Source organism: Thermodesulfobacteriota bacterium (assembly GCA_035325995.1).
Lineage (GTDB): Bacteria > Desulfobacterota_D > UBA1144 > Nemesobacterales > UBA2774 > JADLGH01.
In genome coordinates this window covers 44,200-69,333 of sequence record DAOKYU010000008.1, presented here as the reverse complement: position 1 = coordinate 69,333, position 25,134 = coordinate 44,200, and the positions used below count along the sequence as shown (strand labels likewise).

The following is a 25,134-nucleotide window of genomic DNA, read 5'->3' as shown; positions in this document are numbered from 1 at the left end:
AATAAAGTGGTCTAATTTTTACATTATGCTTCAGAACAGGGCGGAAGTCAGTCTTCCGGATAAAATATACTTCCGGATAGGTGAAGTGAGCGATTTCACGGGAATAAAACCCTACGTGCTCAGGTACTGGGAGAGCGAGTTCGAGGAGATCGCGCCTATCAGGAGAAAGTCCCAGAGGCTATACGACAGGGAAGCTATTCACACGATCATAAAGATCAAGAATATGCTTTACGATCAGAACTTCACCATAGCCGGGGCGAAGAAAAAGCTCAAGGAAGAGGCCAGCCAGAAACGGGTCAGCACGAAGGTCAACGTTCTGCTGCATGAGATCCTGGGCGAGCTGAAGTCCATAAAGCAGAATCTTGGATGAAGTTTCGTTTTCCCCTTTATAACTCAGGCTATCCAGTTTAATCAGGCGGGGTGTAGCGCAGCTTGGTAGCGCATCGGCATGGGGTGCCGAGGGTCGCCGGTTCGATTCCGGCCACCCCGACCACGATATATTTTCAGTGAGAGTTAAAGTATTTACGCGCACGGCACTTGCCCCGTGAGGGTAATTGTGTATTTTCTATTGCTTTAGGCCGAGCCTTTGCCGGAAACAGCCATGCCGCCCACTATACTTATATCTAACGACGACGGAATAAATTCGGAAGGACTTCACAAGCTGCACGAGACTTTAAAGGACCTGGGCGAGGTGTTCGTGGTCGCTCCGGACAGGGACCAGAGCGCCGTGAGCCATTCGCTGAGCCTTTACCGGCCGCTCAGGATAGAACGTATATCGGACAACGTTTATACAGTGGACGGGACGCCGACGGATTGTATCAACATCGCCGTTAACGGAATACTCAAGGACCGCAAAATCGATATCGTCGTCTCGGGGATAAACAAGGGCGAGAACCTGGGGGACGACATAACGTATTCGGGGACCGTGAGCGCAGCGATGGAGGGTGCGCTCCTGGGTGTGCCGTCTATTGCCGTTTCGCTCGCGACGAAGGTGGACTTTAATTTCGAGGCGGCGGCCTATTATTCGAAGCTCATAGCGGAGTACGTTCTCCGCTCGAAGCTTCCGCCGGCGACGATACTTAACGTGAACGTGCCGCACATGCCGCAGGGCGACATAAGGGGCGTGCTCGTGACGAGACAGGGAAAGCGGATCTACGGCGAGCCGATAGTGGAGAAGGTGGACCCGCGCGGGAAGAAGTATTACTGGATCGGCGGGTACGAGCTCGGGTCGGTAGACATAGAGAACTCGGACATAACGGCCGTCAAGAGCGGATACGTGTCGGTGACCCCCATAAGCCTCGACCTTACGGATTACGGATTTCTGGACAAATTGAGGGGGGACCTGCCCGAAAGGCCCTGAGCATGATAAGAAGGATATACGACTGGGTGCTGGCGTGGGCGGATACGAGGTACGGGGTGCCGGCGCTGTCCCTGGTATCGTTCGTCGAGTCTTCGATTTTTCCGGTTCCGCCGGATCCTCTGCTCATGGCCCTTTGCATGGGGAAGCCCGAGAGGTCTTTCAGGTACGCCGCCATATGCTCGGCGATGTCCGTCCTGGGAGGCATATTCGGTTATCTCATAGGATGGGCGATATGGGAGCTCGTCGACGATTTCTTCTTTGCATACGTTTTCAGCCGCGAGGTGTTCGAGCTCGTCGGGACGCAGTATGAGAATAACGCCTTTATCGCCGTACTTACCGCGGCGGTTACTCCAATTCCGTACAAGGTTTTTACGGTTACCGCAGGGGTGTTCCAGATAAGCCTCGCTGCCCTGATAGCGGCCTCGGTTATAGGGAGGTCGGCGAGGTTCTTTCTCGAAGCGGGGCTTATATACTTCTTCGGCTCCGGCATAAAATCATTTATAGACAAGTATTTCAATTTACTGGTTACACTTTTCTTCGTTCTTCTCGTTCTCGGACTCGTCGGCGTCAAATATTTATTTTGACAAACCCCCGCCGTGCGGGAATTTTAATTCTCCCCATTTCGGCCGAAACACTGAAAAAGTTACGGTGGCCATAACGTATATGTTATCCTTCTACGTCCGGAGGCAACTAGAATGAGTGACTTTTATCAATCGGAAAGGATTTCGACACTTCACAGGCTTAACAGGAACAACGTTTCACAGCTCGAAGAGGAGCTCGAAGAGTTTTGCGAGACGCGGCCCGTCGCGCTCGTCCTCCCGTGCCTTTACTCGGAGCTCAAGAGAAAAGCTCTCAAGGACATATTGAAGAAGCTCAAGGACGTTAAATACCTGAACGAAATAGTCATAACGCTCGGAAGGGCGAACGAGGCCGAGTTCAGGCACGCGCAGGATTATTTTTCGATCCTGCCCCAGAACTACAAGATAATATGGGACGACGGGGAGAGGATGACGTCCGTATTCAATCTCCTGAAAGAGAACCGTCTTCATGCGGGCGACCCCGGAAAAGGAAGGGCCGCGTGGATAGCGTACGGATACGTCCTCGCCGGCGAGAAGAGCGAGGTGATAGCCCTTCACGACTGCGACATCCTGACGTATTCGCGCGAGCTTCTGGCGAGGCTCTGTTACCCGCTCGCGAACCCGAACATGGATTACGAGTTCTGTAAGGGCTACTATTCGAGGGTTACGGACAGGATGTTCGGAAGGGTGACCCGGCTTTTTATATCCCCCGTCGTGAGGGCGCTTAAAAAGATATTCGGGCACCTGCCGTTCCTGGAATACCTGGACAGCTTCAGGTATCCGCTGGCCGGGGAGTTCTCGATGAGGACGGACCTCGTGAGGGTGAACAGGATCCCGGCCGACTGGGGGCTCGAAGTGGGCTCGCTCGCGGAGGTGTTCAGGAACGTTTCCTTAAAGAGGGTGTGCCAGGTGGACCTTGCGGACAATTACGACCACAAGCACCAGGAAGTCTCGCCCGACGACCAGAAGGGGGGGCTCCTCAAGATGTGCGCAGACATATCGCAGTCGCTCTTCAGGACGCTTTCGTCCGAGGGGGTCGTATTCTCGGACAACATATTCAACACGCTTCTCGTCACTTATCTTAAGATCGCGCAGGACACTATAAAGATGTACGAGGACGACGCAGCCATAAACGGCCTTTTCTTCGACAGGCACGACGAGGGGCTCGCCGTGGAGACGTTCGCCAAGGGGATAAGGATCGCGAGCCATCAGTTCCTCGAAGACCCGCTGGGCTCGCCGCTCATCCCGAACTGGAGCAGGGTCACTTCGGCAATTCCCGACATACTCGATCAGCTTAAGGACGCCGTAGAGAAGGACAATGCCTAGGCTCGTCCTGTTCACGGACCTCGACGGAACGCTGCTCGACCACGATACGTACTCGTTCGAGCCCGCCCGGGAGGCATTGGCGGCGCTCGAATCGGAGAACATCCCCGTCGTATTCACTACGAGCAAGACCAGGGCCGAGATAGAGAAGTGGAGGCGGCTTGCGGGGAACGACGACCCGTTCATTTCCGAGAACGGCGGCGCCATATTCGTCCCCGAGGGATATTTCGGCGGGGATTTCGTATACGACAGGAAGGAAGACGGGTATCTCGTAATCGAGCTCGGGACCCCGCACGCGGAGCTCGCCCGGGCGCTCGGGGATATACGCCGCGGGACCGGCATGGAGATAAGGGGCGTCTCGGATATGGGCGTCGAGGAAGTGGTGAAGCTCACGGGGCTCGGCAAAGAGGACGCCGGACTCGTCAGGGAGCGGGAATACGGGGAGCCGTTCGTCGTCGGCGGGGGCAGCGAGGCGGAGGAGACCGTCATCCGCGAAATCGAAAAACGCGGGCTCAGGCATACGCAGGGCGGGAGATTCCATCACATACTGGGGCAAAGCGACAAGGGGAAGGCCGTTTCCATACTGAAGGGGCTGTACGTGAAGGAATGGGGCGTCGTCGAGACCGTAGGAATCGGGGACAGCCTGAACGACCTCCCGATGCTGAAGACGGTGGACATACCGATTCTCGTCCGGAAGCCGGACGGGGGATACGACGAGAGGGTCAGCATCACCGGGATGGCCGTCGCGGACGCCCCGGGGCCCCGTGGATGGAACTCCGCGATATTAAAGCTGATTGTCAACTTTAGTGAAAAAGAGCCCTGAGGACAATAGAATCGGGGAATACCCAGTGGTATCATTATAATCCGTGAGGCAGATACACATAAGGCACAAGCGGCGGAAGAAAAAGGGCGATCTCCTGCCTTTTATTATCGGCTCCGTCCTGTTTCACCTGCTTTTACTCATATTTTTTGTCATCCACCAGCTGGATTTGGCTCCGAAGGTCGCCAAGGAAGAAAAAAAGCAGCCTGAATACATCGAAATAACCGATATACCGGTCCCGAAAGAAAAGGAGACGAAGCCTCCCAAGGAGACGAAGCGTCTCGCGGAGAGGTCTCACGACGCGCCCGAAGAAAAGACGCGCGACAAGTTTACGAAGAGAGCCCCGTCCGTACCGGCGCAGCCTGTGCCGGCCGTCCCCCCCGCACCACAGCCGAAGCCCCAGGTAAAGAAAGAAAAACCCGTCGAAAAGAAGCCGGAAAAGAAGCCCGAAGCCAAGGTCGCCAAGCGCGAGGAAGTGAAGAAGCAGGTAGAGAAAGAGGAGCAGATGAGAAAGGATGCGCTGGCGGCGCTCCCGCGTGAAGAGCTCAAGAAAGAAACCACCACGAAGGAACCGGCGCGGGAAAAGACGCCGACGAAGGACCCCTCGGAGATAACGAGGGAGGACCTTTTCAGCGGCGTTCCGAGCACGTTTCCCCAGGAATCGAGGAACACGCAGGACTACCTGGGCGCGAGAGACGTCAACAAGAGAGAGGATACCGTCGAGCTCAGCACGACGGAGTATAAGTACATCTCTTACTTCGCCAAGCTGAAGAGGCAGATAGAGGGCGTCTGGGGATACCCGCAGGAATCGCGCATACGCGGGGAGCAGGGCCAGTTGTACCTCGTCTTCACCATAAAGAGGAACGGGGAGCTGGCAAATATAGAGCTCTTGAGATCCTCGGGATACGCGCGGCTCGACCAGGAGGCGATGCGGGCCATAAGGGCGGCGTCGCCTTTCGCCCCCTTCCCCGAAGCGTGGGGCTCGCTCGAGGTCCTTAACATAAAGGCCACGTTCATATACGAGTTCGGCGGGTTTATAAGGTAGGGCTGATAACTACGACACGATTACGCCCGCGCCGCGCGGGCGTTTCTTTATTATCTCGCCTATGACCGAGGCCTTTTCCTTCATGCCGCGGAGCTTCTTCAAAACCGCGGCCGCAGTTTCGGAAGGCACCACGATTATCATCCCGACGCCGCAGTTAAACGTACGGAGCATCTCTTCGCGCTCGATCCGCCCTTCCCTTTCGATGAGGTCCATAACGGGGGGCATCTTCCATTTGGAGGAATCGAGCGAGGCGGCGCACCCTTTGGGAAGCACGCGGGGGATATTTTCGAGGAGGCCGCCGCCGGTGATGTGCGCGGCGGCGTTAATCTGAAATTCCCGCCTCAGCTTGAGAATCGTTTTTACGTATATGCGCGTGGGTTCGAGGAGCTCCTCGCCGAGGGTGCGCGAGAGCGGCCCGGGCGTATCGGAGAGCTCGTGCTTTTTCCTTTCGAGGAGGACCTTCCTTGCAAGGGAGTAGCCGTTCGAGTGAAGGCCGCTCGACGGGAGGCCTATCACGGCGTCGCCGGCCTTTACGCGGGAGCCGTCTATAATATCGTCCTTGTCGATAACGCCGACCGCGAAGCCCGCGAGGTCGAACTCGCCGTTTTTATAGAACCCGGGCATTTCGGCCGTCTCGCCCCCGAGGAGCGCACACCCGGCTGCCTTGCAGCCCGCGACTATGCCTTTTATAATCTCGGCGGCTTCTTTCGGTTTTAGATTCGAGGTTGCGAGGTAATCCAGAAAGAATAGAGGCTTGGCGCCGCATGCGACGAGGTCGTTCACGTTCATGGCGACGAGGTCTATGCCGACAGTGTCCAGCCTGCCCGTCATGAAGGCTATTTTGAGCTTCGTGCCGACGCCGTCTGTCGCCGCCATGAGCACCGGCTTTTTATACCTGCCCAAGGGCAGCTCGTAAGCGCCCGAGAAACCCCCTATTTTACCGAGGACGTTCTTGTTGGAAGTCGATTTCGCGAGCGGTTTTATGAGCTCGACGAAGAGGTTTCCGGCGTCTATATCGACCCCTGAGCTTTTGTACGTCGTCTTCGCCATGACGGGTTTGAAAGATACCTGAGGGGCGGGGTTTGTCTACGAGGAACCGGGGAGAGAATCAGAACGGCCCGGCCGCCCGGTTTCATGGAATGAAAAACGCCGCATTCCGGCCGGTGATGAAGATTGTCTTCGCTATGGATTTCCAAAAAATTTATATAATGGTATTATTTTCCGTCGAATTTTTTCGGGAAGGAAGGATTTTATCCGATAGGGTTTTATAGATGACTTTTCAGGAACTGATACTTTCACTCCAGAGCTACTGGGCGAAAAAAGGGTGCATCATAGTGCAGCCCTACGACACGGAGAAGGGAGCGGGGACCTTTCACCCCGCGACGTTCCTCCGGTGTCTCGGCCCTGAGCCGTGGTACGTGGCTTACGTGGAGCCATCGAGGCGCCCGACGGACGGGCGGTACGGGGAGAACCCGAACAGGCTTCAGCACTACTACCAGTTCCAGGTGATAATAAAGCCGTCGCCCGATAACGTCCAGGAGCTCTACCTCGACAGCCTCCGGCACCTGGGGATAGACCCGCTCGCGCACGACATAAGGTTCGTCGAGGACGACTGGGAGTCGCCGACGCTGGGAGCGTGGGGGCTCGGGTGGGAAGTGTGGCTCGACGGCATGGAGATAACGCAGTTCACGTACTTTCAGCAGGCGGGGGGCATAGACTTAAAGCCCGTTTCCGCCGAGCTTACGTACGGGACGGAGAGGATCGCCATGTACCTCCAGGGGGTCGAGAGCGTGTACGACCTCGAATGGACGAAAGGGGTTACATACGGCGAGATACACCACAGGGACGAGTACGAATTTTCGACGTATAACTTTCAGGAATCGGACCCGGGGATGCTCCGGGACCTTTTCGATAAATTCGAAGCCGAGTCGAGGAAGCTGGCGCAAAAGGAGCTGCCCCTTCCTGCGTACGACTACTGTCTTAAATGCTCGCATACGTTTAATCTGCTGGACGCCCGGGGCGCTATAGGCGTCGCCGAGAGGGCATCGTACATAGGAAAGGTGAGGGCACTCGCGAAGATGTGCGCCGAGGGATACCTGAGACAAAGGGAGGCGATGGGATATCCCCTGGCTTTAAAAGATCCATGGGCAAAGAGCTGATACTGGAGATAGGGACAGAAGAAATTCCTGCGGGATTCATGAACGACGCGATAGAGAGCCTGGCTTCCATAGCGGCGAGGAAGCTCGGGGAAAGCGCCGTTCCGTTCGAGGCCGCCGAGGCCTTCGGCACGCCGAGGAGGCTCGTCTTAAGAGTGACGGGGCTCACCGAAAAGCAGGAGGACAGGGCCGTCGAGTCCTACGGGCCGCCCGTGAGGATAGCTTTCGACGCGGAGGGGAACCCGACGAAGGCGACACTCGGGTTCGCGAAATCACAGGGCGTGGACGTGGGCGACCTCGTCCGAGTGAGAAGGGACAAAGGCGAGCTTCTGGCGGTGATAAGGCAGGTCAAGGGACAAAAAACCGACGCAATACTCAAACAGCTGTTACCTGAAATAATCACATCAATACCTTTTAGAAAATCGATGAAGTGGGGAGACGGGGACGTAACCTTCGCAAGGCCGATAAGGTGGATCCTGGCCGTTTGCGGCGGGAAGACGATTTCGTTCGCGCTCGGCGACGTGAAGAGCGGGAATAAAAGCCGCGGGCACAGGTTCATAAGCCCGAGGCCCTTTAAGGCAGCAGGGTGGGAGGATTATTCCCGCGGGCTCGAAGAGGGGTTCGTCGTTTTAGATCAGGAGAAGAGGAAGGGCATAATCAGGGAAGACGTGAGGAGGCTCGCGGAGTCTATAGGCGGGACAGTCGAGGACGACCCGGAGCTCTTAGAAACGGTGAATTATCTCGTAGAGTATCCCGTCGTTCTGAAGGGGGATTTCGAGAAGGATTTCCTCGAGCTCCCGAAAGAGGTTCTCATAAGCGTTATGAAGAACCACCAAAAATATTTCGCGGTATTCTCAAAGGCGGAGCCGGAGAAGCTCCTTCCGCATTTTATATTCGTTTCGGGAACCAGGGTTAAAGACAGCGGCGTCGTTTCGAAAGGCAACGAGAGGGTCATAAGGGCGAGGTTCACCGACGCGAGGTTCTTTTACGACGAAGACAGGAACACGGGGCTCGAATCATGCCTCGAAAAGCTCAAGGGAATGGTTTTCCTCTCGGAGATCGGAAGCTATTACGACAAGACCGAAAGGCTGAAAGAGCTCGCCGGAGCGATAGCGGAATCGATCGGGCACGAAGAGGCGGCCGCCGATGCAGTGCGCGCGGCCGAGCTGTCGAAGGCCGACCTCGCGACGCAGATGGTCTTCGAGTTCCCGGAGCTCCAGGGCATCATGGGGAAATACTACGCGAGGCTCGCCGGCGAAAAAGAGGAAGTAGCGAGGGCGATAGAAGAGCAGTACATGCCGACCTCGCGCGCAGGGGACCTCCCGGAGACGATTACGGGATCGATACTCAGCATCGCCGACAAGGCCGACACGATATCGGCGTGCTTCATTGCCGGCCTAGTGCCGACGGGGGCTTCGGACCCCTACGCGCTCAGGCGGCAGGCGATAGGAATAATAAATATAGTTCTCGAAAAAGGATTCGCCCTCGACCCGGAGGCCCTTTTCAGGGCCGGGATAAGGGCGATAGAGGACCGCGCAGGAGGGAAGTTCGGCGGGAAGGGGGACGAGACCCTCGGCGGGATAATGGATTTCGTGAGGGAGAGGTTCCGGAACCTCATGATCGCGGACGGCTTTCCGCAGGACGTCGTTGATGCAGTTATAAGCGCGGGGTTCGGCGACATGGTCGAGACCAGGAGAAAGATAGAGGCGCTCGCGGAATTCAGGAGCGCCCCGGATTTCGAATCGCTCGGTATTGCATTCAAGCGCGTCGTGAATATCGTAAAGGGGCAACCCGCGGGCGAAGTGAGCGAAGCGCTTTTCGCGGAGCCCGTCGAAAGGGAGCTCTTTACTTCTTTCGAGTCCGCGCGGAGCGGGGCCGGGGAAAGGATAGCCGAAAGGGATTATAAAGGCGCACTGGCCGTTATGAAGAACCTCAAGGAGCCCGTCGACAGGTTCTTCGACAACGTGATGGTCATGGACAAGAACGAGGATTTGAAACGGAACAGGCTTTCGATGCTCGGGGAAATCAGGGAGCTCTTTTTCACGATAGCCGATTTCTCGAAGCTGAGCACGTAAAAGAGAAAACTATGGATTAACCACAGGGCTTAAAATCAAACTCTATACCAGAAGGAAGCGGCAATGAAGAAATTCGTATATCTATTCGGAAACGGAAAGGCTGAAGGAAAGGGGGATATGAAGGACCTCCTCGGCGGCAAGGGCGCCGGCCTGGCCGAGATGACCAGGATAGGCATACCCGTGCCTCCGGGATTCACGATAAGCACCGAAGCGTGCAAGGAATTCTACGATAACGGCGGGAAGCTGCCGGCGGGGATCGTAAAGGAGATAGAGCAGAACCTCGGGAAGTTCGAAAAGCTGATAGACAAGAAGTTCGGCGACCCGGACAACCCTCTTCTCGTTTCGGTCCGCTCGGGGGCGAAGTTCTCCATGCCGGGAATGATGGATACGATACTTAACCTCGGGCTCAACGACGAGACGGCCGAAAGGCTTTCGCGGAAGACCGATAACCCGCTGTTCGTGTGGGACGCCTATAGAAGGCTCGTCCAGATGTTCTCGGACGTCGTCCTGGGAATAGACAAGGAGGAGTTCGAGCACATATTCGACGAGGTGAAAAGGAAGGCGGGCATAAAGGACGACACCAGGCTCACCCCTGAAGTCGTAAAGGAAGTGATAAAGAAATCGAAGCAGCTCGTGAAGTCGAAGACGAAAAAGGACTTCCCCCAGAGCCCCCTGGACCAGCTCTACATGGCGATAAACGCCGTGTTCCTCTCGTGGAACAACCAGAGGGCGATCTTTTACAGGAAGCAGTACGGCATACCGGACGACATAGGCACGGCCGCGAACGTGCAGGCGATGGTGTTCGGCAACATGAGCGACGATTCGGGAACGGGGGTCGGCTTTACTAGGGACCCCGCCACCGGCGAGAAGAGCCTTTACGCCGAGTGCCTCATGAACGCACAGGGCGAGGACCTCGTCGCCGGAATAAGGACGCCCAAGCACATAGAGGAGCTCGAGCGCGAGCTTCCCAAGGTTTACAAGGAGCTGGTGAAGATCGCGAAGATACTCGAAAATCATTTCAAGGACATGCAGGACTTCGAGTTCACCATAGAGAAGGGAAAGCTTTATTTCCTCCAGACGCGTAACGGAAAGAGGACCGGCCTCGCCGCCCTCCGAATTGCATACGACATGGTAAAGGAAAAGCTCATTACAAAGGAAGAGGCCTTGACGAGGATAGAGCCCGAGCATTTGGAGCAGTTCCTCTTCCCGATATTCGACCCTGTCGCCAGGGAGAAGCAGAGCGAGATCGCGAGCGGGCTCGCGGCATCGCCCGGAGCGGTATCCGGAAAGGTGGCGCTCGACGCCGACACAGCGGTAAAGATGAGGGGAGAGGGGTTTAAGGTGATACTCGTCAGGAAAGAGACGAGCGCCGACGACATAAAGGGAATGGCGGCGTCCGAGGGAGTCCTCACCGCCAGGGGCGGAAGGACGAGCCACGCGGCCGTCGTCGGAAGGCAGATGGGGAAGGTATGTATCGTCGGGGCAGAGGACATAATAATCGACGAGAAGAAGAAGTGTTTCCACTCGGGCGAGTATAAGGTGAAGGAGGGGGATTACATATCCCTCGACGGGTTCGTGGGCAAGGTGTATTCGGGCCACGTCCCCGTGATACCGTCGGACATAATACAGGTGGTGGAGGACAAGCTCAGGCCCGAGGAATCGGAGAATTACCGGATATTCTCGACGATACTCGGATGGGCCGACAAGACAAGGACCATCGGCGTAAGGACGAACGCCGACACCCCGGAGGATACGAAGATAGCCTACAGGTTCGGGGCCGAGGGCATAGGGCTCTGCAGGACGGAGCACATGTTCTTCGCCAAGGACAGGATAGGCATAATGCAGGACATGATCCTCTCGCAGACGCCCGAGGAGAGGGCCAAGTACCTTGCGAAGCTCCTCCCGATGCAGAAGAAGGACTTCAAGGAGCTCTTCAGGAACATGAAGGGGTACCCGGTTACAATAAGGCTCCTCGATCCGCCGCTCCACGAGTTCCTTCCAAAGCGTGACGAGCTCAAGCTCGAAATAAAAGAGCTGGAGCGTAAGAAGGGATCGTCCCATCTTCTCGAAAAGAAAAGACTCCTCCTGGAAAGGGTGGAGGAGCTACACGAATTCAACCCCATGCTCGGGCTCAGGGGATGCAGGCTCGGAATACTGATCCCGGACATCACGAGGATGCAGGCGAGGGCTATTCTGGAGGCCGCGAGAGAGGTGGCCGAGGAGGGCGAAAAGGTGCTGCCGGAGATAATGGTGCCGCTCGTGTCGATGGTTACCGAGATGAAGTCACAGAAGGACGTTATAGAAGAGGTGGCGAAGGAAGTCCTCGCCGGCTCGAAGAAGAAAATCCAGTACAAGATAGGCACCATGATAGAGGTGCCGCGCGCCGCCGTTACCGCAGACCAGATAGCGACCGAGGCCGAGTTCTTCTCCTTCGGGACGAACGACCTTACGCAGATGCTGTTCGGGCTTTCGAGGGACGACTCGGGGAAGATAATAAAGACCTACATGAACAACAAGGTCGCGCTCAACGGAAAGGAAGTCACGATAATGGAGAAGGACCCGTTCCTGACGCTCGACATGGGCGTCGTAGAGCTCATGAAGCTCGCCATACAGAAGGGAAGGAGCGTAAGGCCGGGGCTTAAAGTCGGAATATGCGGCGAGCACGGAGGCGACCCGCAGTCCATAGAGTATTCGAACGCCGTCGGCGTCGATTACGTGAGCTGCTCGCCTTTCAGGGTGCCGATAGCGAGGCTCGCGGCGGCCAAGGGCGCGCTCGGCAAGAAAGCGGTATAACCCGAACGAATAAAAAACAGACAACAAAAAAACCCGCCGGCCTCTGATGAGAGACCGGCGGGTTTTGTATTTTAGGGCCGGGCTGGTGACTGCCGCGGGCGTTTTTCCGGTATTTACGGACGGCCTTATATTTAGCTCGCGAAGGCCGTGGACCTCACTTCCCTTATTACCGTTATCTTTATCTGGCCCGGGTAGGCGACCTCGCGCTCTATCTTCTTCGCTATCTCGTGCGAGAGGAGCGCGCCCTCTTCGTCGTTGACCTTGGAGCTTTCGACTATCACCCTGACCTCGCGGCCCGCCTGTATGGCGTAGCACTTCTCGACGCCGCGGAACGAGCCCGCGATGCTCTCGATGTCGTTGATACGCTTGACGTAGGCTTCGTACGTCTCCCTCCTCGCGCCGGGACGGGCGGCCGAGATGGCGTCCGCCGCCTGGACGAGAATGGCGAGGAGGAGCTGCGGGTGAGGGTCGTGCGCCATGGCGACGGCCTCTATTATCTCCTTGGGCTCGCCGTATTTCCGGACGAGGTCCTCGCCGATGTCGACGTGGGAGCCCTCGATCTCGTGGTCTACGGCCTTGCCGATGTCGTGAAGGAGCCCTCCCCTCTTGGCGAGCTTTACGTCGTACCCGATCTCGGCGGCGAGTATGCCGCAAATGAACGCGACCTCTATGGAGTGGTTAAGTATGTTCTGGGAGTAGCTCGTCCTGTACTTGAGCCTTCCGACGAGCTTTACGAGCTCGGGATGCATCGACGGGATGCCGAGGTCGAAGAGCGCCGCCTCGCCGGCCTTCTGGATCTCGCGCTCGACTTCCTTTTCGACGTCGGAGACTATCTCTTCTATGCGGGCCGGGTGTATCCTGCCGTCGTTGATGAGCTTTTCGAGGGATATCCTCGCTATTTCCCGCCTTATGGGGTTAAGCGACGAGACGACCACCGTTTCGGGGGTATCGTCGATTATAATGTCTACCCCGGTTCTCGCCTCTATCGACCTTATGTTCCTGCCCTCGCGGCCTATAATCCTCCCCTTCATGTCGTCGTTCGGGAGGTTTACGACGGAGATGGTCTTTTCGCTCGTGTACTCGCCGGAGTATTTCTGTATGGCGAGGGCGATTATGTCCTTGGCCCTGCGCTCGGCGTCCTCGTTGAGCTGCTCTTCTATCTGTTTTAATTTCCTGGCGGCCTCGTGGCGTGCCTCGTCTTCTATGATGTTTACGAGCTCGTTCTTCGCGGCCTCCTGCGTCATGCCGGCTATGTCTTCTATTTTCTTCCTTGCTTCGTCTATTACGGAATCGAGCTCCTTCTGCTTGTCGGAAAGGGCCTCATCCCTGGAGATTAGGTCACGTTCTTTTCGTGCCGTTTCGGATTCCCTTTTTTCTACCGCTTCGTACTTCTTGTCGAGTACCTCTTCACGCTTCTGGATCCTTTTTTCGGCCTTGAACAGCTCTTTTTGTTTCTCCCTTACCTCGAACTCTATTTCCGACGTCTTCTTTTCTACTATCTCCTTTGCTTTTAATTCACCCTGAATCCTTACCTTTTCCGCTTCCTTTCTGGCATTTTCGATGATGATTTCGGCTTCGTCCTTTTTTAGACCAATTTTCTTTTTAAGTTCCATTTGTCTGTAAAGGTGATGAAGCAAAAAACCCAGCACGAAAGCCACGGCCGCGAACACGGCCGCTATTATCCATGCAGACATTTTGGCTACCTCCTGTTATTCTCTTGCAATAAACACCCCCGACTCCGTTATTACCATACCGCAGCCAAGGTCATGCTCCCCCAGGGGTACGGATTTCAGCACCTGAAAGCCGTACGCGAGGGCAATTCTCTTTCCGCGCGGGACCGAGGACAACGCGCGGTCGTAATATCCCTTCCCGTAGCCGATTCTGTTTCCCGAAACGTCGAAAGCCACGCCGGGAACGAGGACGAGGTCGAGCCCCGAGACGTCGGCCGCCGGGGCCGAGGCCGGCGGCTCGGGAATACCGTAAGCGCCGGGGGAGAGCCCGGACAAATCGCTCACCCTCCGGAATACGAGATTACCTTGCCGGGCTACGGGGAAATAAGCCTCCTTGCCGGAGGCGATTACGTCGCTGAAAATTGCGGATGTATCGACTTCGTTTCTGACTGGAAAATAAAGGGCTACGCGGGCCGCTGCCCTGTAGCATTCGAGTGCGGCGAGCCTCCGGAATATGGACCCGCTTTTGAGCGCGAGGTCTTCACGGCGGCTGTTTATCCTCAGATCCAGAACAAAAGAGCGGACGGAATCTTTCTCTCTGGAAAGATTTAAACCCCCTGCCTCGGGAACGGAATGGAGCTCTTCAGCCTTTTCAAAATCATCTGTATTTATACGAGTCTTCCAGCTCTTCTCTTCCGAGCCCTTCTCTAAGAACGCCTTCGTCCAAACCGAATGTTTCTTTATCGTTGAGGGAGTTATCCAATATTTTGACCAATCTGTTAGATCTCTCTTCTGCACTTTCTTTAAATTCCTTGAAGTCCTTCAGTAGCTTGAAGTAATCGTCTGTAATCTTCAGCATGGCAAGCAAAACCGGCCTGGGCACGGCGGCGCCGCCCTCCTGGCCGGAGATTTCCTTTATCTTCTGTTCGAGATAAGAAGCTATCTCCTGAACGTAACTCTCTTCGGCATCTGTTTTAATGAAATACTCGATGTCGAAAAACTTTATTTTAAGACGCTTCAACCTATGCCTCTGACCTGCTCAAATATATCTCGACCTTCTCTATAACCCTGTCGAGCTTCTGCCTTATTTCGTCTCTTTCCTTTTCCAGTTTCTTCACACTATCCCTGAGTTTCGACACTTCCTCAAGTAGGTTTTTATGCTCCACCTCGAGCTTTGTTTTCCTCGACAAAGCCTCTTTGATTTTGCCTTCTAGAATATCCATTGTTTCCATTGTCTTACACATCACAAGTTTAATCTTATCTTGAAATTTATGCAAGATGTGTGATGATATTAGGCTGAAATGCCAGAAACCGGTATGCTCAAGCGGCTCGAGGAAGTCGAGCAAAAGTACCTCGAAATAGAGCGAAATTTAAACAGTCCCGACATCAGTCCGACGGAAATTCATAAGTATTCCAAGGAACTTTCGGACCTCGACGAGATAGTCGAGACGTACAGGAGCTATAAGAAAACGCTCGAAACAATAGAGGAGAACAGGGCCCTTCTGAAGGACAGGGACCTCGGGGAGCTTGCGCGCGAGGAGCTCGAGGAGCTGGAGGGAGAGCTGGCCCGGCTCGAAAACGAGCTCAGGACACTGCTCTTGCCGAAGGACCCTAACGACGCAAAAAACGTCTTCCTCGAAATAAGGGCCGGCACCGGCGGCGACGAGGCGGCCCTGTTCGCGGCGGACCTCTTCAGGATGTACTCGAAGTATGCCGAGGCCAGAAGGTGGAAGGTCGAGGTGATAAGCATAAGCGAGACGGGCATAGGCGGGATAAAGGAAGTGGTGGCCGCGATAGAGGGGAAGAACGTCTACAGCCGCATGAAGTACGAGAGCGGCGTGCACAGGGTGCAGAGGGTGCCGTCCACGGAGACCAGCGGGCGGATCCATACGTCCACCGCCACGGTCGCGATCCTTGCCGAGCCGGACGAGGTAGAGGTGGACATAGACGAGAAGGAGCTCAAGATCGACACCTACAGGGCGTCCGGGCCGGGCGGGCAGCACGTGAACAAGACCGACTCGGCGATAAGGATAACGCACCTCCCGACGGGAATAGTCGTACAGTGCCAGGACGAGAGGTCTCAGCACAAGAACAGGGCCCACGCGATGAGGATGCTCCGGGCGAAGCTCTACGAGATGGAAGAGGAGAAGCGGAGGAACGAGATAGCCAGCGCGAGAAAGAGCCTCGTCGGTACGGGGGACAGGAGCGAGAAGATACGGACCTATAACTACAGGGACGGCAGGATAACGGACCACAGGATCGGGCTTACCTTATATAAGATAGAGGCTATACTGAACGGGGAGCTCGACGAGCTGGTCGATGCCCTGACGGCCTATTACCAGACCGAAATCCTGAAACAGGCGGCGTATTCCTGACCGGCACGCGCCACCCGCCATTCCGGGCAGTCCCGCCCGGCGCCGGACAGACCTGAAAGTTTCATAATTCAGAAGCTTTTATTGTATTTAACGACAACGATTAATAGAATATAGACATGGACTTTTACTGGATTCCTGTTCTCTGCTACTTCGTGGCCACCTTATTTTACATGGGCTACCTTTTCATGAACCAGAAAAGCGGGCTCAGGATAGGGTTCTACATAGTAGTCCTCGGGACCGTATTTCAGGCGGCGAGCCTCGGCATATTATTCGTGAGGGGCATCCCCATAGCCGGCGGGCTCGACACCACGCTTTACCTCTTCGCCCTTTTCATCACCATAGCGTTCATAGGATCGCAGCTTAAGTTCAACGCCCCCATAATCGGGACCTTCGTCTCGCCCCTGGCTTTTATCATGACGCTGCCGCACGTTATACTGCCCAAGGGGATGATAGAGCACGACCCCTCGCTCACGAACCCGTGGGTGCTCGTGCATATAGTGCTTATACTCCTGGGAGAGGCGCTCTTCACGGTGGCTTTCATATCGGGGGTGCTGTACATATTCGAGGAGAGGAAGATTAAATCGAAGCACGTGGGCAGCTTCCTCCGGAAACTGCCGTCGCTCACCACGCTAGACAGGATAAATCACATATGCCTTCTTTCCGGATTTCCGCTGCTGACGCTCGGGCTTGCGCTGGGGCTCCTTTTGGCAAAGGAGATATGGGGAGAGTACTGGGTGTGGGGGCAGAAGGAGACCTGGTCGATGGTGACCTGGCTCCTTTACGCGATACTCCTTCACGGCAGGCTGTCTTCGGGCTGGAAAGGGAAGAAGGCGGCCTTCGGCGCCGTCCTCGGCTTCGGGATAATCCTGTTCACGCTATTCGTAATCGGCTATATATCGCCGGGCCAGCACGATTTCCTGGAGTATTAGTCCGGCGAGCCATTCCGCTCCCGCTTTTACCTCACCTTCATTATCTCGATAATCTCTCCCCTGCTAACGGAGAGGATCCTCGGGAGGGGGGATATTCGAAGGCTCCCGGCCTTATCCCTCTTTACTCTATATTCCGGAGACGAAGCGAGCTTTTCGAGCGATTCGAGGAACGACCGGCCGTCGCCGCCACCGCCGTCCGCCGCTTTTAACATGAGAGAAACGCCGCCGTATATAAGGTATTCGAATGAGCCCGGCTTCTCACCGTGCTGCGTCTCGAAATCCTTACCGAAGCGGAGCCAGCCGCCGTCGCCGAAGTGAAAGAAGTCGGTATAGACGGCCCTGTAGACGAAGCCGTCGATCCCGCCGCCGGCGAGCTTTAGGAAGAGCGGACTGTTCCACGTCGCGGGGCCGAGGAAGAGGACGTCCGAGAGGCGGGGGTTTTGCTTGAGGCGGAGTATGATTTCGGCGGAGACCGAAGCCCCGTCGGGTATGAACATGGCGTCGGGTTTTATGGAGGCTATCCACTCCGCTTCGCCGGAGAGGTCGGCCGCCCCCGGGGGATAGCCCTTTTCGTAGACTATCTTACCGCCCGATCCCGTGGCGGCTTCCCTGAAAAGCGCGGCGAGCTCCCTTCCGGCGGGGGTTTCGGGGTAGAGGATTCCGAACGCGCGCGCCCCGAGATCGCGGGCCGCGTAGGAGGAGAGGACCTTCGCCTGCTCTTCGAGCGGGTAGAAGAACTCGACGACATACGGGCCGCCCCGGGATTCGCTTTCCGAGGCGGGGAATATTATCATGGGGACTTTTGCGCGGCCGGCCCGCGCAGCGGCGGCGGCGTAGGAAGAGGGGATGGGGCCGATTATGAAGGAGAGGCCGGGCACGGCGAGGAGCTCGTCGAGGGCCGACGCAAGGTTCTGCCCCTCGCTGCCGATGTCCTTCACTATGAGCCTGTAACCGTCCGGGCCCTGCGCCGCCGCCGTGAGTATGCCCTTGAGCGCCCTCTCGCCGACGGGCGCGTACTTTCCGCTAAGGGGAAGAAGGCACCCGACGGAGGTTTCGCCGCCGGGAGGAAGCCCGGTATCGGCGGCCGCCCCGGGCGGAGCCGCCGGCTGGGAGTGCACCGGTGCGGCGTGAATCAGAAGCCCGAAAAGGAGGACAAGGCCTGGAAGGAGCCGGATCATGGGTATATGGTTACCGTTTTGAGGCTGCATTTACAGGGACGGCGGCAAATATGCAGTTTTCGGGGCCTGCCGAACAAGGTTTACACACGTATCCACAAGAAATCCCGAAATTACGCTAATGCTATGATTGGAGAAAAGCCCGGCACGCATCCTATATCTATCATTACGAAATATTATTGTGCAACTGCTAACTAAAATCTTGACAAAAGACCTCGCCGGATTATATTTGTACTGAAGGAGAGGTCAACACATGCCGAAAAGTAAAGCGCAGAAGACGGTAACCCCGGAAGTGGTTACAAACGGAAATTCCGGTGAGGCTCTTAAAGAGATAAGCGGGATAGCAAAGGAAAACTATCTCATAGGACTCGACGCTGCTCATTCGTTGATAGAGGAGAATAAGCGGTTCATGGATTCGCAGCTGGAGCATTTGAACAGGATACAGAAGGAATACGCCGAGCAGGTCAAGTCCGCAATCGGCTCGATGCCCGGCGAGTACCCCAGGTGGGACATCGGCGGAGGGCTCGACCTTCTGCTCGAAATCCAGAACAGATGCTTCGCGGCCGTTAAGAAAGCCTCCGACAATTATACGAAGGAATTACTGGACCTGAATCAGAAGTCGGCGGAGAGGGCTTTTTCCGCCATGGACAGGTTCGTGAGCTCGCTCTCGCATTAAATAAGACCTGGCCCGGGGGTTTCTCCCCGGACGGGGTTATATAGTATAATATAGGTAGCGAGTTTATAAAATCGGATGGCCGATCGGGCCGGAGGTAAGTAGTGAGCAAACAGAAAGAGTACGCCGAAATGTATTACTTCGGATACTTCAAGAAACTCTACGAATCGTGGGAAGAGTCCACGAACAAGATGATGGACGTATGGATGAACAGCCCGCTCATGGACAGGGCTGTCGAAAAATCGTCGGAGTTCAAGGACTACATACACGGCTTTATAGAGCAGACGCTCGAAACCAGGTGCTCGCCCCAAAGGATGGAGATGGACCGCCTGGTTGATACGATAGACTCGCTCGAAGCGAAAATAGCCGAGCTCGAACAGAAGATAGCGGGCCTTGAGTCGAGGCCCGCCAAGACCGCGACCGAGAGAACCGCGGCCAAGAAACCGGCGAGAAAAGCCAAGGAGAAGAAATAATGAGCAGCGAAAGCTTCGATTATTCAGAGCAATACAAGAAACTTTACGAGGCGTGGGAAAAGACCATGTCCGAGGCCATGGACGTGTGGAAGAAAAACCCGATCGTAAAAACCGGCGTCGAAGAGGCGGAAGATTACGACCCCATGGAGCAGTATAAAAAGTTTTACGACGCCTGGGAAAAATCGTCCTCGGAGATACTGGAGAAGTGGGTGAACAGCCCCCTTTTCGCCGCAAACATAGGAAAGGCCGTCGAGGGATCGTCCGACCTCAAGAAGCGCTTCGACGAAGCCGCCGAGAAGGTGCTCAGGAACATGAGGTTCCCGACCAAGACCGACATTGAGCGTGTGCTCTCTTCGATAAACAACCTCGAGGAAAAAATCAACGATCTTACCGACAAGCTGGACGATGTAAGCACACCGCCGCCCGCCGCAAGCACGCGGAAGAAGAAATAAACGGGCACCGCTCATATCCGTAATTTCATACGACGCACGGCCGGCATTCAAAAATCAAGGGCCGGGGAGGCCGAAAAAAAATGACGATAAAATCCACAAAATTCATTCCAGCTTTAGACAAAGTAGAGAAGGCGAGGGAGAAATTCCTGAAGGCGCTCGACATAACGCTTCTAAATCCGCCGGACGTCGAAGTGGGCACGAGCCCGCACGAGGTGATATTCACCGAGAACAAGCTGAGGCTCCTGCACTATTACCCGCAGACGGAGGAAGCCTGCTCAACGCCCCTCATACTGGTATTCGCACTCGTTAACAGACCCTACATACTCGACCTCATGCCCGGAAGAAGCGTCGTCGAGGTGCTCCTTAAAAAGGGGATCCCGGTTTATCTCATAGACTGGGGCTCGCCCGGAGACGAGGACAAGGACCTCGACCTCAACCACTACATAAACAGATACATACACAAGGTAGTGCAGAGGGTGAAGAAGCACTCGGGCTCGGACAAGGTGAACATACTCGGATACTGCATGGGAGGGACCATGTCGGCCATGTACACCGCGCTTCACCCCGAAGAGGTGAGGAACCTGATACTCATGACCGCCGGCATAGATTTTAAGGTGGACGGCACGCTTAATTTGTGGGGCGACAGGCCGAATTTCAACGTGGACAAGTTCGTCGACGCTTACGGCAATGCGCCGGCCGATTTCCTCCAATCGGGATTTCTTATAATGAAGCCGATACAGAACCTCGTTTCGAAATACGTGAACTTTTACGAGAACGTTGACAACGAGGCTTTCCTGGAGAGCTTCCTCGCCATGGAAAAGTGGCTCAACGACAACATACCCGTCGCGGGCGAGGTATACAGGGAGTTCATAAAGTACCTGTATCAGGAGAACCAGCTCGTCGAGGACAAGCTCAAGATAAACGGAAAGCCGGTTCACCTGAAAGATATAACGTGTCCCGTCCTCAACCTGATAGCCGAAAACGACCACCTGGTGCCGCCGGCGTCGAGCATAGTTTTCAACGACCTCGTCTCAAGCAAGGACAAGAAGACCATCGTCTTCCCCGCCGGGCACATAGGGCTTTCCGTGAGCGGAAAATCGCTAAAGGGGCTATGGCCTGAAGTTTCCGACTGGATTATAGAAAGGTCTAACTGAAAAAAGTAACTTCACCGACATAAAAAAGCGGCGGCTTATAAGCCGCCGCTTTAGTTTTAAATCCTGTATTATCCCACTCGTAAGCTTTAGATGTAGTGCCCGCCGTTTATACGGAGCGTTACGCCCGTTATCCAGCTCGCGGCCGGAGAGGATAGATAGACAACGGCCATGGCGATTTCTTCGGGGGTGCCGAACCTGCCGAGCGCAATCTCCTTTTTAATCTGATCGCGGATGTCCTCGGGGACGGTCCCGAGCATGTCCGTTTCGACGAAGCCCGGGGCTATGGCGTTTACGCGTATATTGCTCTTGGCGAGCTCCTTCGCCATCGTTTTCGTGAACCCGATGATGCCCGCCTTTGTCGCAGCGTAGTTACACTGGCCGAGGTTACCCATCTCGCCGATGATGGAGGATATGGAAATAATTGCGCCGCCGTGCTCGGACATGAGGTCGAGGACGGCCTTGGTGCAGTTAAAGACGCTCGAAAGGTTCGTTTGTATTACCTCGTTCCACTGCTCGAAAGTCATTCTCTTGAGCGTCCTGTCGCGGTTGATGCCGGCGTTGTTGACGAGTATGTCGACGCGGCCGAAGTGGTTCTTCGCGGCGAGGCCGAGGCCCTGGGCCTGCTGGAAATTCGCGACGTTCGCCCTTACCGTCACACATTTGCGGCCGAGCTTTTCGATCTCCTTTTTTATCTTGTCGGCTTCCTTGTCGCTGCGGGAATAGTTAAGGAGTATATCGGCGCCGGCTTCGGCCAGAGCCAGGGAAATGGACTTTCCTATACCCCTCGACCCACCGGTCACTACGGCAACCTTGCCGCTCAAATCGTGCATCTGTTCAAGCATCGAAAACCTCCCGGACTCCGTGAATTTCCGCTGTGAAAACTGAGGATTATAGATTTTATTCCTAATGGTTTTTTTGTCAACCTGAATACGTGCGGGCAAAACGGGCATCAAGTGGGGAAAGATCCCGGCGCTCGGAACAGCCCGCCGGAAGGTGGAGGAAAGGCTTTGGGCACCGGCCCGTGCGGACACGGACCGGCGAGCTCGTTATCGTATTATCTGCCGGTAAAGAGGGGCTCTCTCTTTTCGAGAAAGGCGTTCATGCCCTCTATCCTGTCCTCGGAGTCGAAGCAGAGGGAGACGAGCGTCTTTTCGAGAAGGAGCGCCTTCTGAAGGTCCATTTCGGAGCCGGCGTTAATGGCGGTCTTGGACATCCTGACTGCAATGGGGCCCCTTTTGGCTATCGCGCCGGCCAGGTCTCTCGCTTCCTTCATCACTTCGTCGTGGGGGACGACCTTTTCGACGAGGCCGATCCTGAGGGCTTCGTTGGCGTCGATCATCTCGCCCGTGAATACGAGCTCCTTCGTTTTCCCGAGGCCGAGGACCCTCGTTACGCGCTGCGTGCCGCCCCATCCCGGGAATATGCCGAGCTTTACCTCGGGGAATCCGAGCCGGGCCTTTTCGGACGCTATCCTTATGTCGCACGCGAGGGCAAGCTCGCAGCCGCCCCCGAGGGCGTAGCCGTTAATGGCCGCGATCGAGGGGCAGGAGCTGTTTTCGATGAGCTCGTATACCCTGTGCGCTGTATCGACGTACTCCTGGAAGTCCCTCTCTTTCATTTCGTTCATCTGCGCGATGTCGGCGCCGGCGACGAAGGCCTTTTCCCCGGCACCCGTGACGATGAGCGCTTTTAATTCCTCACCGGGAAGTATGTCTTCGAGGAATACCTTAAGCTCGCTGAGCGTATCCCAGTTAAGGGCATTCAGGACGTTCGGCCTGTTAATGGTCAGAATGCCGATGCCGTTAGGCTCCTTTTGAAACTGTATGTATTTGAATCCCATGAGACTCCTCCTCATTATGGTTTGGCAGGGCTCTGTCTAAAGTGATATTAATACAGGGTAAAGGGGGCTTGTCAATGCTTTTCTTCGCACAAGCGAAGAAAATATGGAGAAGAATCGCCCGGATTTTGTGCTGCGAAGAGGGCTGCGAAATAGAAAAAGAGCATAAGAAACCGTAGATTATCGAAAAATGGGGAAGAGACGGTCAAAGCGGCGCAAACAGTACGGGACGGCGTCGGGGACATGCGGCGGTAATTTATAATAATGGGGTTTCGGCCGTATTCCCGGCACTTACCGTATATATATACAACTGAAATGCGGCGCGCGGGTGCGGGCTGTTCGCCCTCCATACACGGGAGGAAGGAAGATTGTTTGGCCCGGACAGGCTTAATCAGGTAGAGTTTCTCAATCGGGGGCAGGCACGAGAAACAATCCCCACGCCAAAGGAGGCACGAATGCTTAAGAGGTATCCGGGACAAATTACCGCATTTGCAATATTAGCAATCATGGCCCTCGGCCTTATGACCGCATACGCGAATGCAGACGAGCAGAACAAAGACCAACAGAAAAGCGAGGGCAAGGTTATGAAGACCGATTCTGGACTCGAGTACATAATAATAGAGGAAGGACAGGGAGAGAAGCCGAAGACGGGGCAGAAGGTGAAGGTTCATTACACCGGAAAGCTGGAGGACGGCACCGTTTTCGACAGCTCGGTGAAGAGGGGCGAGCCCATAGAGTTTACGCTCGGCGTCGGGCAGGTGATAAAGGGATGGGACGAGGGCATCGCCGACATGAAGGAAGGCGGAAAGCGCCAGCTTATAATCCCCCCGTCTCTCGGATACGGGGAGAGGGGATTCCCCCCGGTCATACCGCCGAACTCGACGCTGATATTCGACGTCGAGCTCGTGGATATAGCGGACTGACGGCCCCTGGAACGGGACGGCGCACAGGGCGTTCGGGCATGGACGAAGCCGGGAGGATGCGGTGAATTACCTCGCGCACATGTACCTGGCCGGGGATTCCGAGGAGTCCCTCGTCGGCAACATGCTCGGGGATTTCGTTAAGGGGCGCATAGGGGACGAATTCCCGCCCGGCGTGGCCGAGGGAATCAGAACCCACAGAAAGATCGACGCCTTTACCGATTCGCACGAGCGCGTCATTAGCTCGAAGAGGCTCGTAAGCCGGGAGCGAAGAAGGTTCTCGGGGATCATCGTAGACCTCGCGTTCGACCACATTCTCGCCCTGAACTGGGGCGACTATTCGGAGCTCCCGCTCGGGGATTTCATCCAGAGGACTTACAGCCTGCTTGCCGCTAACGCGGGGCTCATGCCCCCGAGGCCGAGAGAGGTTCTCAGGTTTATGATAGAAGAGGACTGGCTCGGATCGTACAGACGGCTCGACGGGATCGGGCGGGCGCTCGACAGGATAGCCGTCAGGGTCGAGAGGAGGTTCGGGAGGAAGAACAGCCTCCCGGGCGCTGTGGATGAGATATCCCGCAACTACAATGCCCTGGAGGAGAATTTCAGGGCGTTTTTCCCGGAGCTGGTTTCGTTCGTCGAGGAGTATAGCAAAGGAACGCAGACTAATCAGCGCTAAGAGTTTCTTGTTTAAGCGGAAGGGGGAATAAAGAGGGAGGCTTATAACCATGCAGAAAATCGTTCCGTCGAAAGCGGAGAAGGTTATGAAAGCCCTTTTAAAGATGGAGAAGCCGGACATAGCCGGGCTCAGGCGGGCATACGGACGATAAAAATCCCGGGCGATTATTTCCACGGTCCCGGCCCTTCCCTTTCACCTCCGATTGAAAGATTCGGGTTCTTATTATAATCTTACTGAGCACTTAATCGCATAAGTTAAACCAAACCGACTTTGAAAAGGCAAAGATTCGAGCAGCTCGTAGAAGAGGCCTACGACAGGATTCCCGAGGAGTTCCGGAAGAAGATCGATAACGTCGTTATCAAGGTGGAGGACTATCCCACGCGGGAGGACCTGGAAAAGCTGGAGATAAGGGGCGAAGGGCTTCTGCTCGGCCTTTACAGGGGGACGCCGCTTCACCTGAGGAGCGTCTGGGAGGGGATAAGGCTCCCGGACGAGATCGTCCTCTACCAGAAAGACATCGAGAAGATATGCCGTACGGACGAAGAGATAGCGGACAGGGTGGAAGAGGTGCTCCAGCACGAGATAGCTCACTACTTCGGCCTTAACGACGACGAAATCTATGCGCTCATGGGAAGGGACTGACCGGCCGC

26 protein-coding genes and 1 tRNA gene are annotated in these 25,134 nt (G+C 55.6%); 19 read left to right on the top strand and 8 right to left on the bottom strand.

What is annotated here, in order from left to right; genetic code table 11:
* The first annotated feature begins 25 nt into the window (after positions 1-25).
* The 7 genes from PKC29_11350 (at position 26) to PKC29_11320 (ending at position 5,126) form a co-directional block, all read left to right on the top strand.
* Positions 26-370 (top strand): MerR family transcriptional regulator, encoded by a 345-nt coding sequence (locus PKC29_11350; protein ID HML96014.1) that lies wholly within the window; start codon positions 26-28, stop codon positions 368-370.
* Between the two features lie 46 nt (positions 371-416).
* Positions 417-493, top strand: a tRNA-Pro gene (locus PKC29_11345).
* 108 nt (positions 494-601) lie between these two features.
* Positions 602-1,360: a 5'/3'-nucleotidase SurE gene (surE, locus tag PKC29_11340; GenBank protein ID HML96013.1), complete on the top strand. Its 759-nt coding sequence runs from the start codon at positions 602-604 to the stop codon at positions 1,358-1,360.
* Between the two features lie 2 nt (positions 1,361-1,362).
* A complete protein-coding gene (locus PKC29_11335; protein ID HML96012.1) occupies positions 1,363-1,944 on the top strand; it encodes a YqaA family protein in 582 nt (193 codons plus the stop codon).
* A 111-nt stretch (positions 1,945-2,055) separates the two neighbouring features.
* Positions 2,056-3,264: a glycosyl transferase gene (locus tag PKC29_11330; protein HML96011.1), complete on the top strand. Its 1,209-nt coding sequence runs from the start codon at positions 2,056-2,058 to the stop codon at positions 3,262-3,264.
* Positions 3,257-4,084 carry an HAD-IIB family hydrolase gene (locus tag PKC29_11325; GenBank protein HML96010.1) on the top strand — a complete coding sequence of 276 codons (828 nt, stop codon included), beginning with the start codon at positions 3,257-3,259 and terminating at the stop codon, positions 4,082-4,084. Before PKC29_11330 ends, PKC29_11325 begins: the two co-directional genes overlap by 8 nt.
* Positions 4,085-4,127: 43 nt before the next feature.
* Entirely contained in the window at positions 4,128-5,126 is a 999-nt protein-coding gene (locus PKC29_11320) for an energy transducer TonB (protein HML96009.1), read from the top strand.
* 9 nt (positions 5,127-5,135) lie between these two features.
* Here the strand turns inward: PKC29_11320 and purM are convergent, their stop codons facing one another.
* The gene (gene purM / locus PKC29_11315) at positions 5,136-6,176 is read right to left on the bottom strand and encodes a phosphoribosylformylglycinamidine cyclo-ligase (protein ID HML96008.1); all 1,041 of its coding nucleotides are present in this window, start codon (positions 6,174-6,176) and stop codon (positions 5,136-5,138) included.
* Positions 6,177-6,397: 221 nt separating this feature from the next.
* Between purM and glyQ the strand changes: the two genes are divergently transcribed.
* The 3 genes from glyQ to ppdK all read left to right on the top strand — a co-directional run bounded on the left by glyQ (position 6,398) and on the right by ppdK (position 12,150).
* A complete protein-coding gene (gene glyQ / locus PKC29_11310) occupies positions 6,398-7,285 on the top strand; it encodes a glycine--tRNA ligase subunit alpha (GenBank protein HML96007.1) in 888 nt (295 codons plus the stop codon).
* A complete protein-coding gene (glyS, locus tag PKC29_11305; GenBank protein HML96006.1) occupies positions 7,270-9,357 on the top strand; it encodes a glycine--tRNA ligase subunit beta in 2,088 nt (695 codons plus the stop codon). Before glyQ ends, glyS begins: the two co-directional genes overlap by 16 nt.
* A gap of 63 nt (positions 9,358-9,420) precedes the next feature.
* Entirely contained in the window at positions 9,421-12,150 is a 2,730-nt protein-coding gene (ppdK, locus tag PKC29_11300; protein ID HML96005.1) for a pyruvate, phosphate dikinase, read from the top strand.
* A gap of 131 nt (positions 12,151-12,281) precedes the next feature.
* Here the strand turns inward: ppdK and rny are convergent, their stop codons facing one another.
* The 4 genes from rny to PKC29_11280 all read right to left on the bottom strand — a co-directional run bounded on the left by rny (position 12,282) and on the right by PKC29_11280 (position 15,052).
* Positions 12,282-13,844, bottom strand: a complete 1,563-nt coding sequence (gene rny / locus PKC29_11295) for a ribonuclease Y (GenBank protein HML96004.1) — start codon at positions 13,842-13,844, stop codon at positions 12,282-12,284.
* A 15-nt stretch (positions 13,845-13,859) separates the two neighbouring features.
* Positions 13,860-14,378 carry a 5-formyltetrahydrofolate cyclo-ligase gene (locus tag PKC29_11290; GenBank protein HML96003.1) on the bottom strand — a complete coding sequence of 173 codons (519 nt, stop codon included), beginning with the start codon at positions 14,376-14,378 and terminating at the stop codon, positions 13,860-13,862.
* 100 nt (positions 14,379-14,478) lie between these two features.
* Positions 14,479-14,841, bottom strand: a complete 363-nt coding sequence (locus PKC29_11285) for a cell division protein ZapA (protein ID HML96002.1) — start codon at positions 14,839-14,841, stop codon at positions 14,479-14,481.
* A gap of 1 nt (position 14,842) precedes the next feature.
* A complete protein-coding gene (locus PKC29_11280; protein ID HML96001.1) occupies positions 14,843-15,052 on the bottom strand; it encodes a hypothetical protein in 210 nt (69 codons plus the stop codon).
* An 84-nt stretch (positions 15,053-15,136) separates the two neighbouring features.
* On the opposite strand from PKC29_11280, the gene prfA reads away from it, so the two are divergent.
* Both prfA and ccsA read left to right on the top strand, forming a co-directional pair.
* Positions 15,137-16,195 (top strand): peptide chain release factor 1, encoded by a 1,059-nt coding sequence (gene prfA, locus PKC29_11275; GenBank protein ID HML96000.1) that lies wholly within the window; start codon positions 15,137-15,139, stop codon positions 16,193-16,195.
* A 116-nt stretch (positions 16,196-16,311) separates the two neighbouring features.
* Positions 16,312-17,124: a cytochrome c biogenesis protein CcsA gene (ccsA, locus tag PKC29_11270; protein ID HML95999.1), complete on the top strand. Its 813-nt coding sequence runs from the start codon at positions 16,312-16,314 to the stop codon at positions 17,122-17,124.
* Between the two features lie 26 nt (positions 17,125-17,150).
* Here the strand turns inward: ccsA and PKC29_11265 are convergent, their stop codons facing one another.
* Positions 17,151-18,302 (bottom strand): ABC transporter substrate-binding protein, encoded by a 1,152-nt coding sequence (locus PKC29_11265; protein HML95998.1) that lies wholly within the window; start codon positions 18,300-18,302, stop codon positions 17,151-17,153.
* A gap of 250 nt (positions 18,303-18,552) precedes the next feature.
* Here PKC29_11265 and PKC29_11260 point away from each other — a divergent pair, with 250 nt between their 5' ends.
* The 4 genes from PKC29_11260 (at position 18,553) to phaC (ending at position 21,051) form a co-directional block, all read left to right on the top strand.
* Entirely contained in the window at positions 18,553-18,975 is a 423-nt protein-coding gene (locus PKC29_11260; protein ID HML95997.1) for a hypothetical protein, read from the top strand.
* 101 nt (positions 18,976-19,076) lie between these two features.
* Positions 19,077-19,445: a hypothetical protein gene (locus PKC29_11255; GenBank protein HML95996.1), complete on the top strand. Its 369-nt coding sequence runs from the start codon at positions 19,077-19,079 to the stop codon at positions 19,443-19,445.
* A complete protein-coding gene (locus PKC29_11250) occupies positions 19,445-19,897 on the top strand; it encodes a poly(R)-hydroxyalkanoic acid synthase subunit PhaE (GenBank protein HML95995.1) in 453 nt (150 codons plus the stop codon). The genes PKC29_11255 and PKC29_11250 overlap by 1 nt, the downstream gene beginning before the upstream one ends.
* Before the next feature lie 80 nt (positions 19,898-19,977).
* Positions 19,978-21,051: a class III poly(R)-hydroxyalkanoic acid synthase subunit PhaC gene (gene phaC, locus PKC29_11245; GenBank protein ID HML95994.1), complete on the top strand. Its 1,074-nt coding sequence runs from the start codon at positions 19,978-19,980 to the stop codon at positions 21,049-21,051.
* An 86-nt stretch (positions 21,052-21,137) separates the two neighbouring features.
* Here phaC and PKC29_11240 read toward each other — a convergent pair whose 3' ends face one another.
* Positions 21,138-21,893, bottom strand: a complete 756-nt coding sequence (locus tag PKC29_11240) for a 3-oxoacyl-ACP reductase family protein (protein ID HML95993.1) — start codon at positions 21,891-21,893, stop codon at positions 21,138-21,140.
* 212 nt (positions 21,894-22,105) lie between these two features.
* Positions 22,106-22,891, bottom strand: coding sequence for an enoyl-CoA hydratase-related protein (locus tag PKC29_11235; protein HML95992.1), 786 nt, complete (start codon positions 22,889-22,891; stop codon positions 22,106-22,108).
* Positions 22,892-23,343: 452 nt separating this feature from the next.
* Here PKC29_11235 and PKC29_11230 point away from each other — a divergent pair, with 452 nt between their 5' ends.
* From PKC29_11230 to PKC29_11220, 3 genes are all read left to right on the top strand, one after another.
* The gene (locus PKC29_11230) at positions 23,344-23,811 is read left to right on the top strand and encodes an FKBP-type peptidyl-prolyl cis-trans isomerase (protein HML95991.1); all 468 of its coding nucleotides are present in this window, start codon (positions 23,344-23,346) and stop codon (positions 23,809-23,811) included.
* Positions 23,812-23,872: 61 nt separating this feature from the next.
* Complete coding sequence (locus PKC29_11225; protein HML95990.1) at positions 23,873-24,484, top strand: ACP phosphodiesterase; 612 nt, start codon at positions 23,873-23,875, stop codon at positions 24,482-24,484.
* 270 nt (positions 24,485-24,754) lie between these two features.
* Positions 24,755-25,126 carry a metallopeptidase family protein gene (locus PKC29_11220; GenBank protein ID HML95989.1) on the top strand — a complete coding sequence of 124 codons (372 nt, stop codon included), beginning with the start codon at positions 24,755-24,757 and terminating at the stop codon, positions 25,124-25,126.
* Positions 25,127-25,134 lie beyond the last annotated feature (8 nt).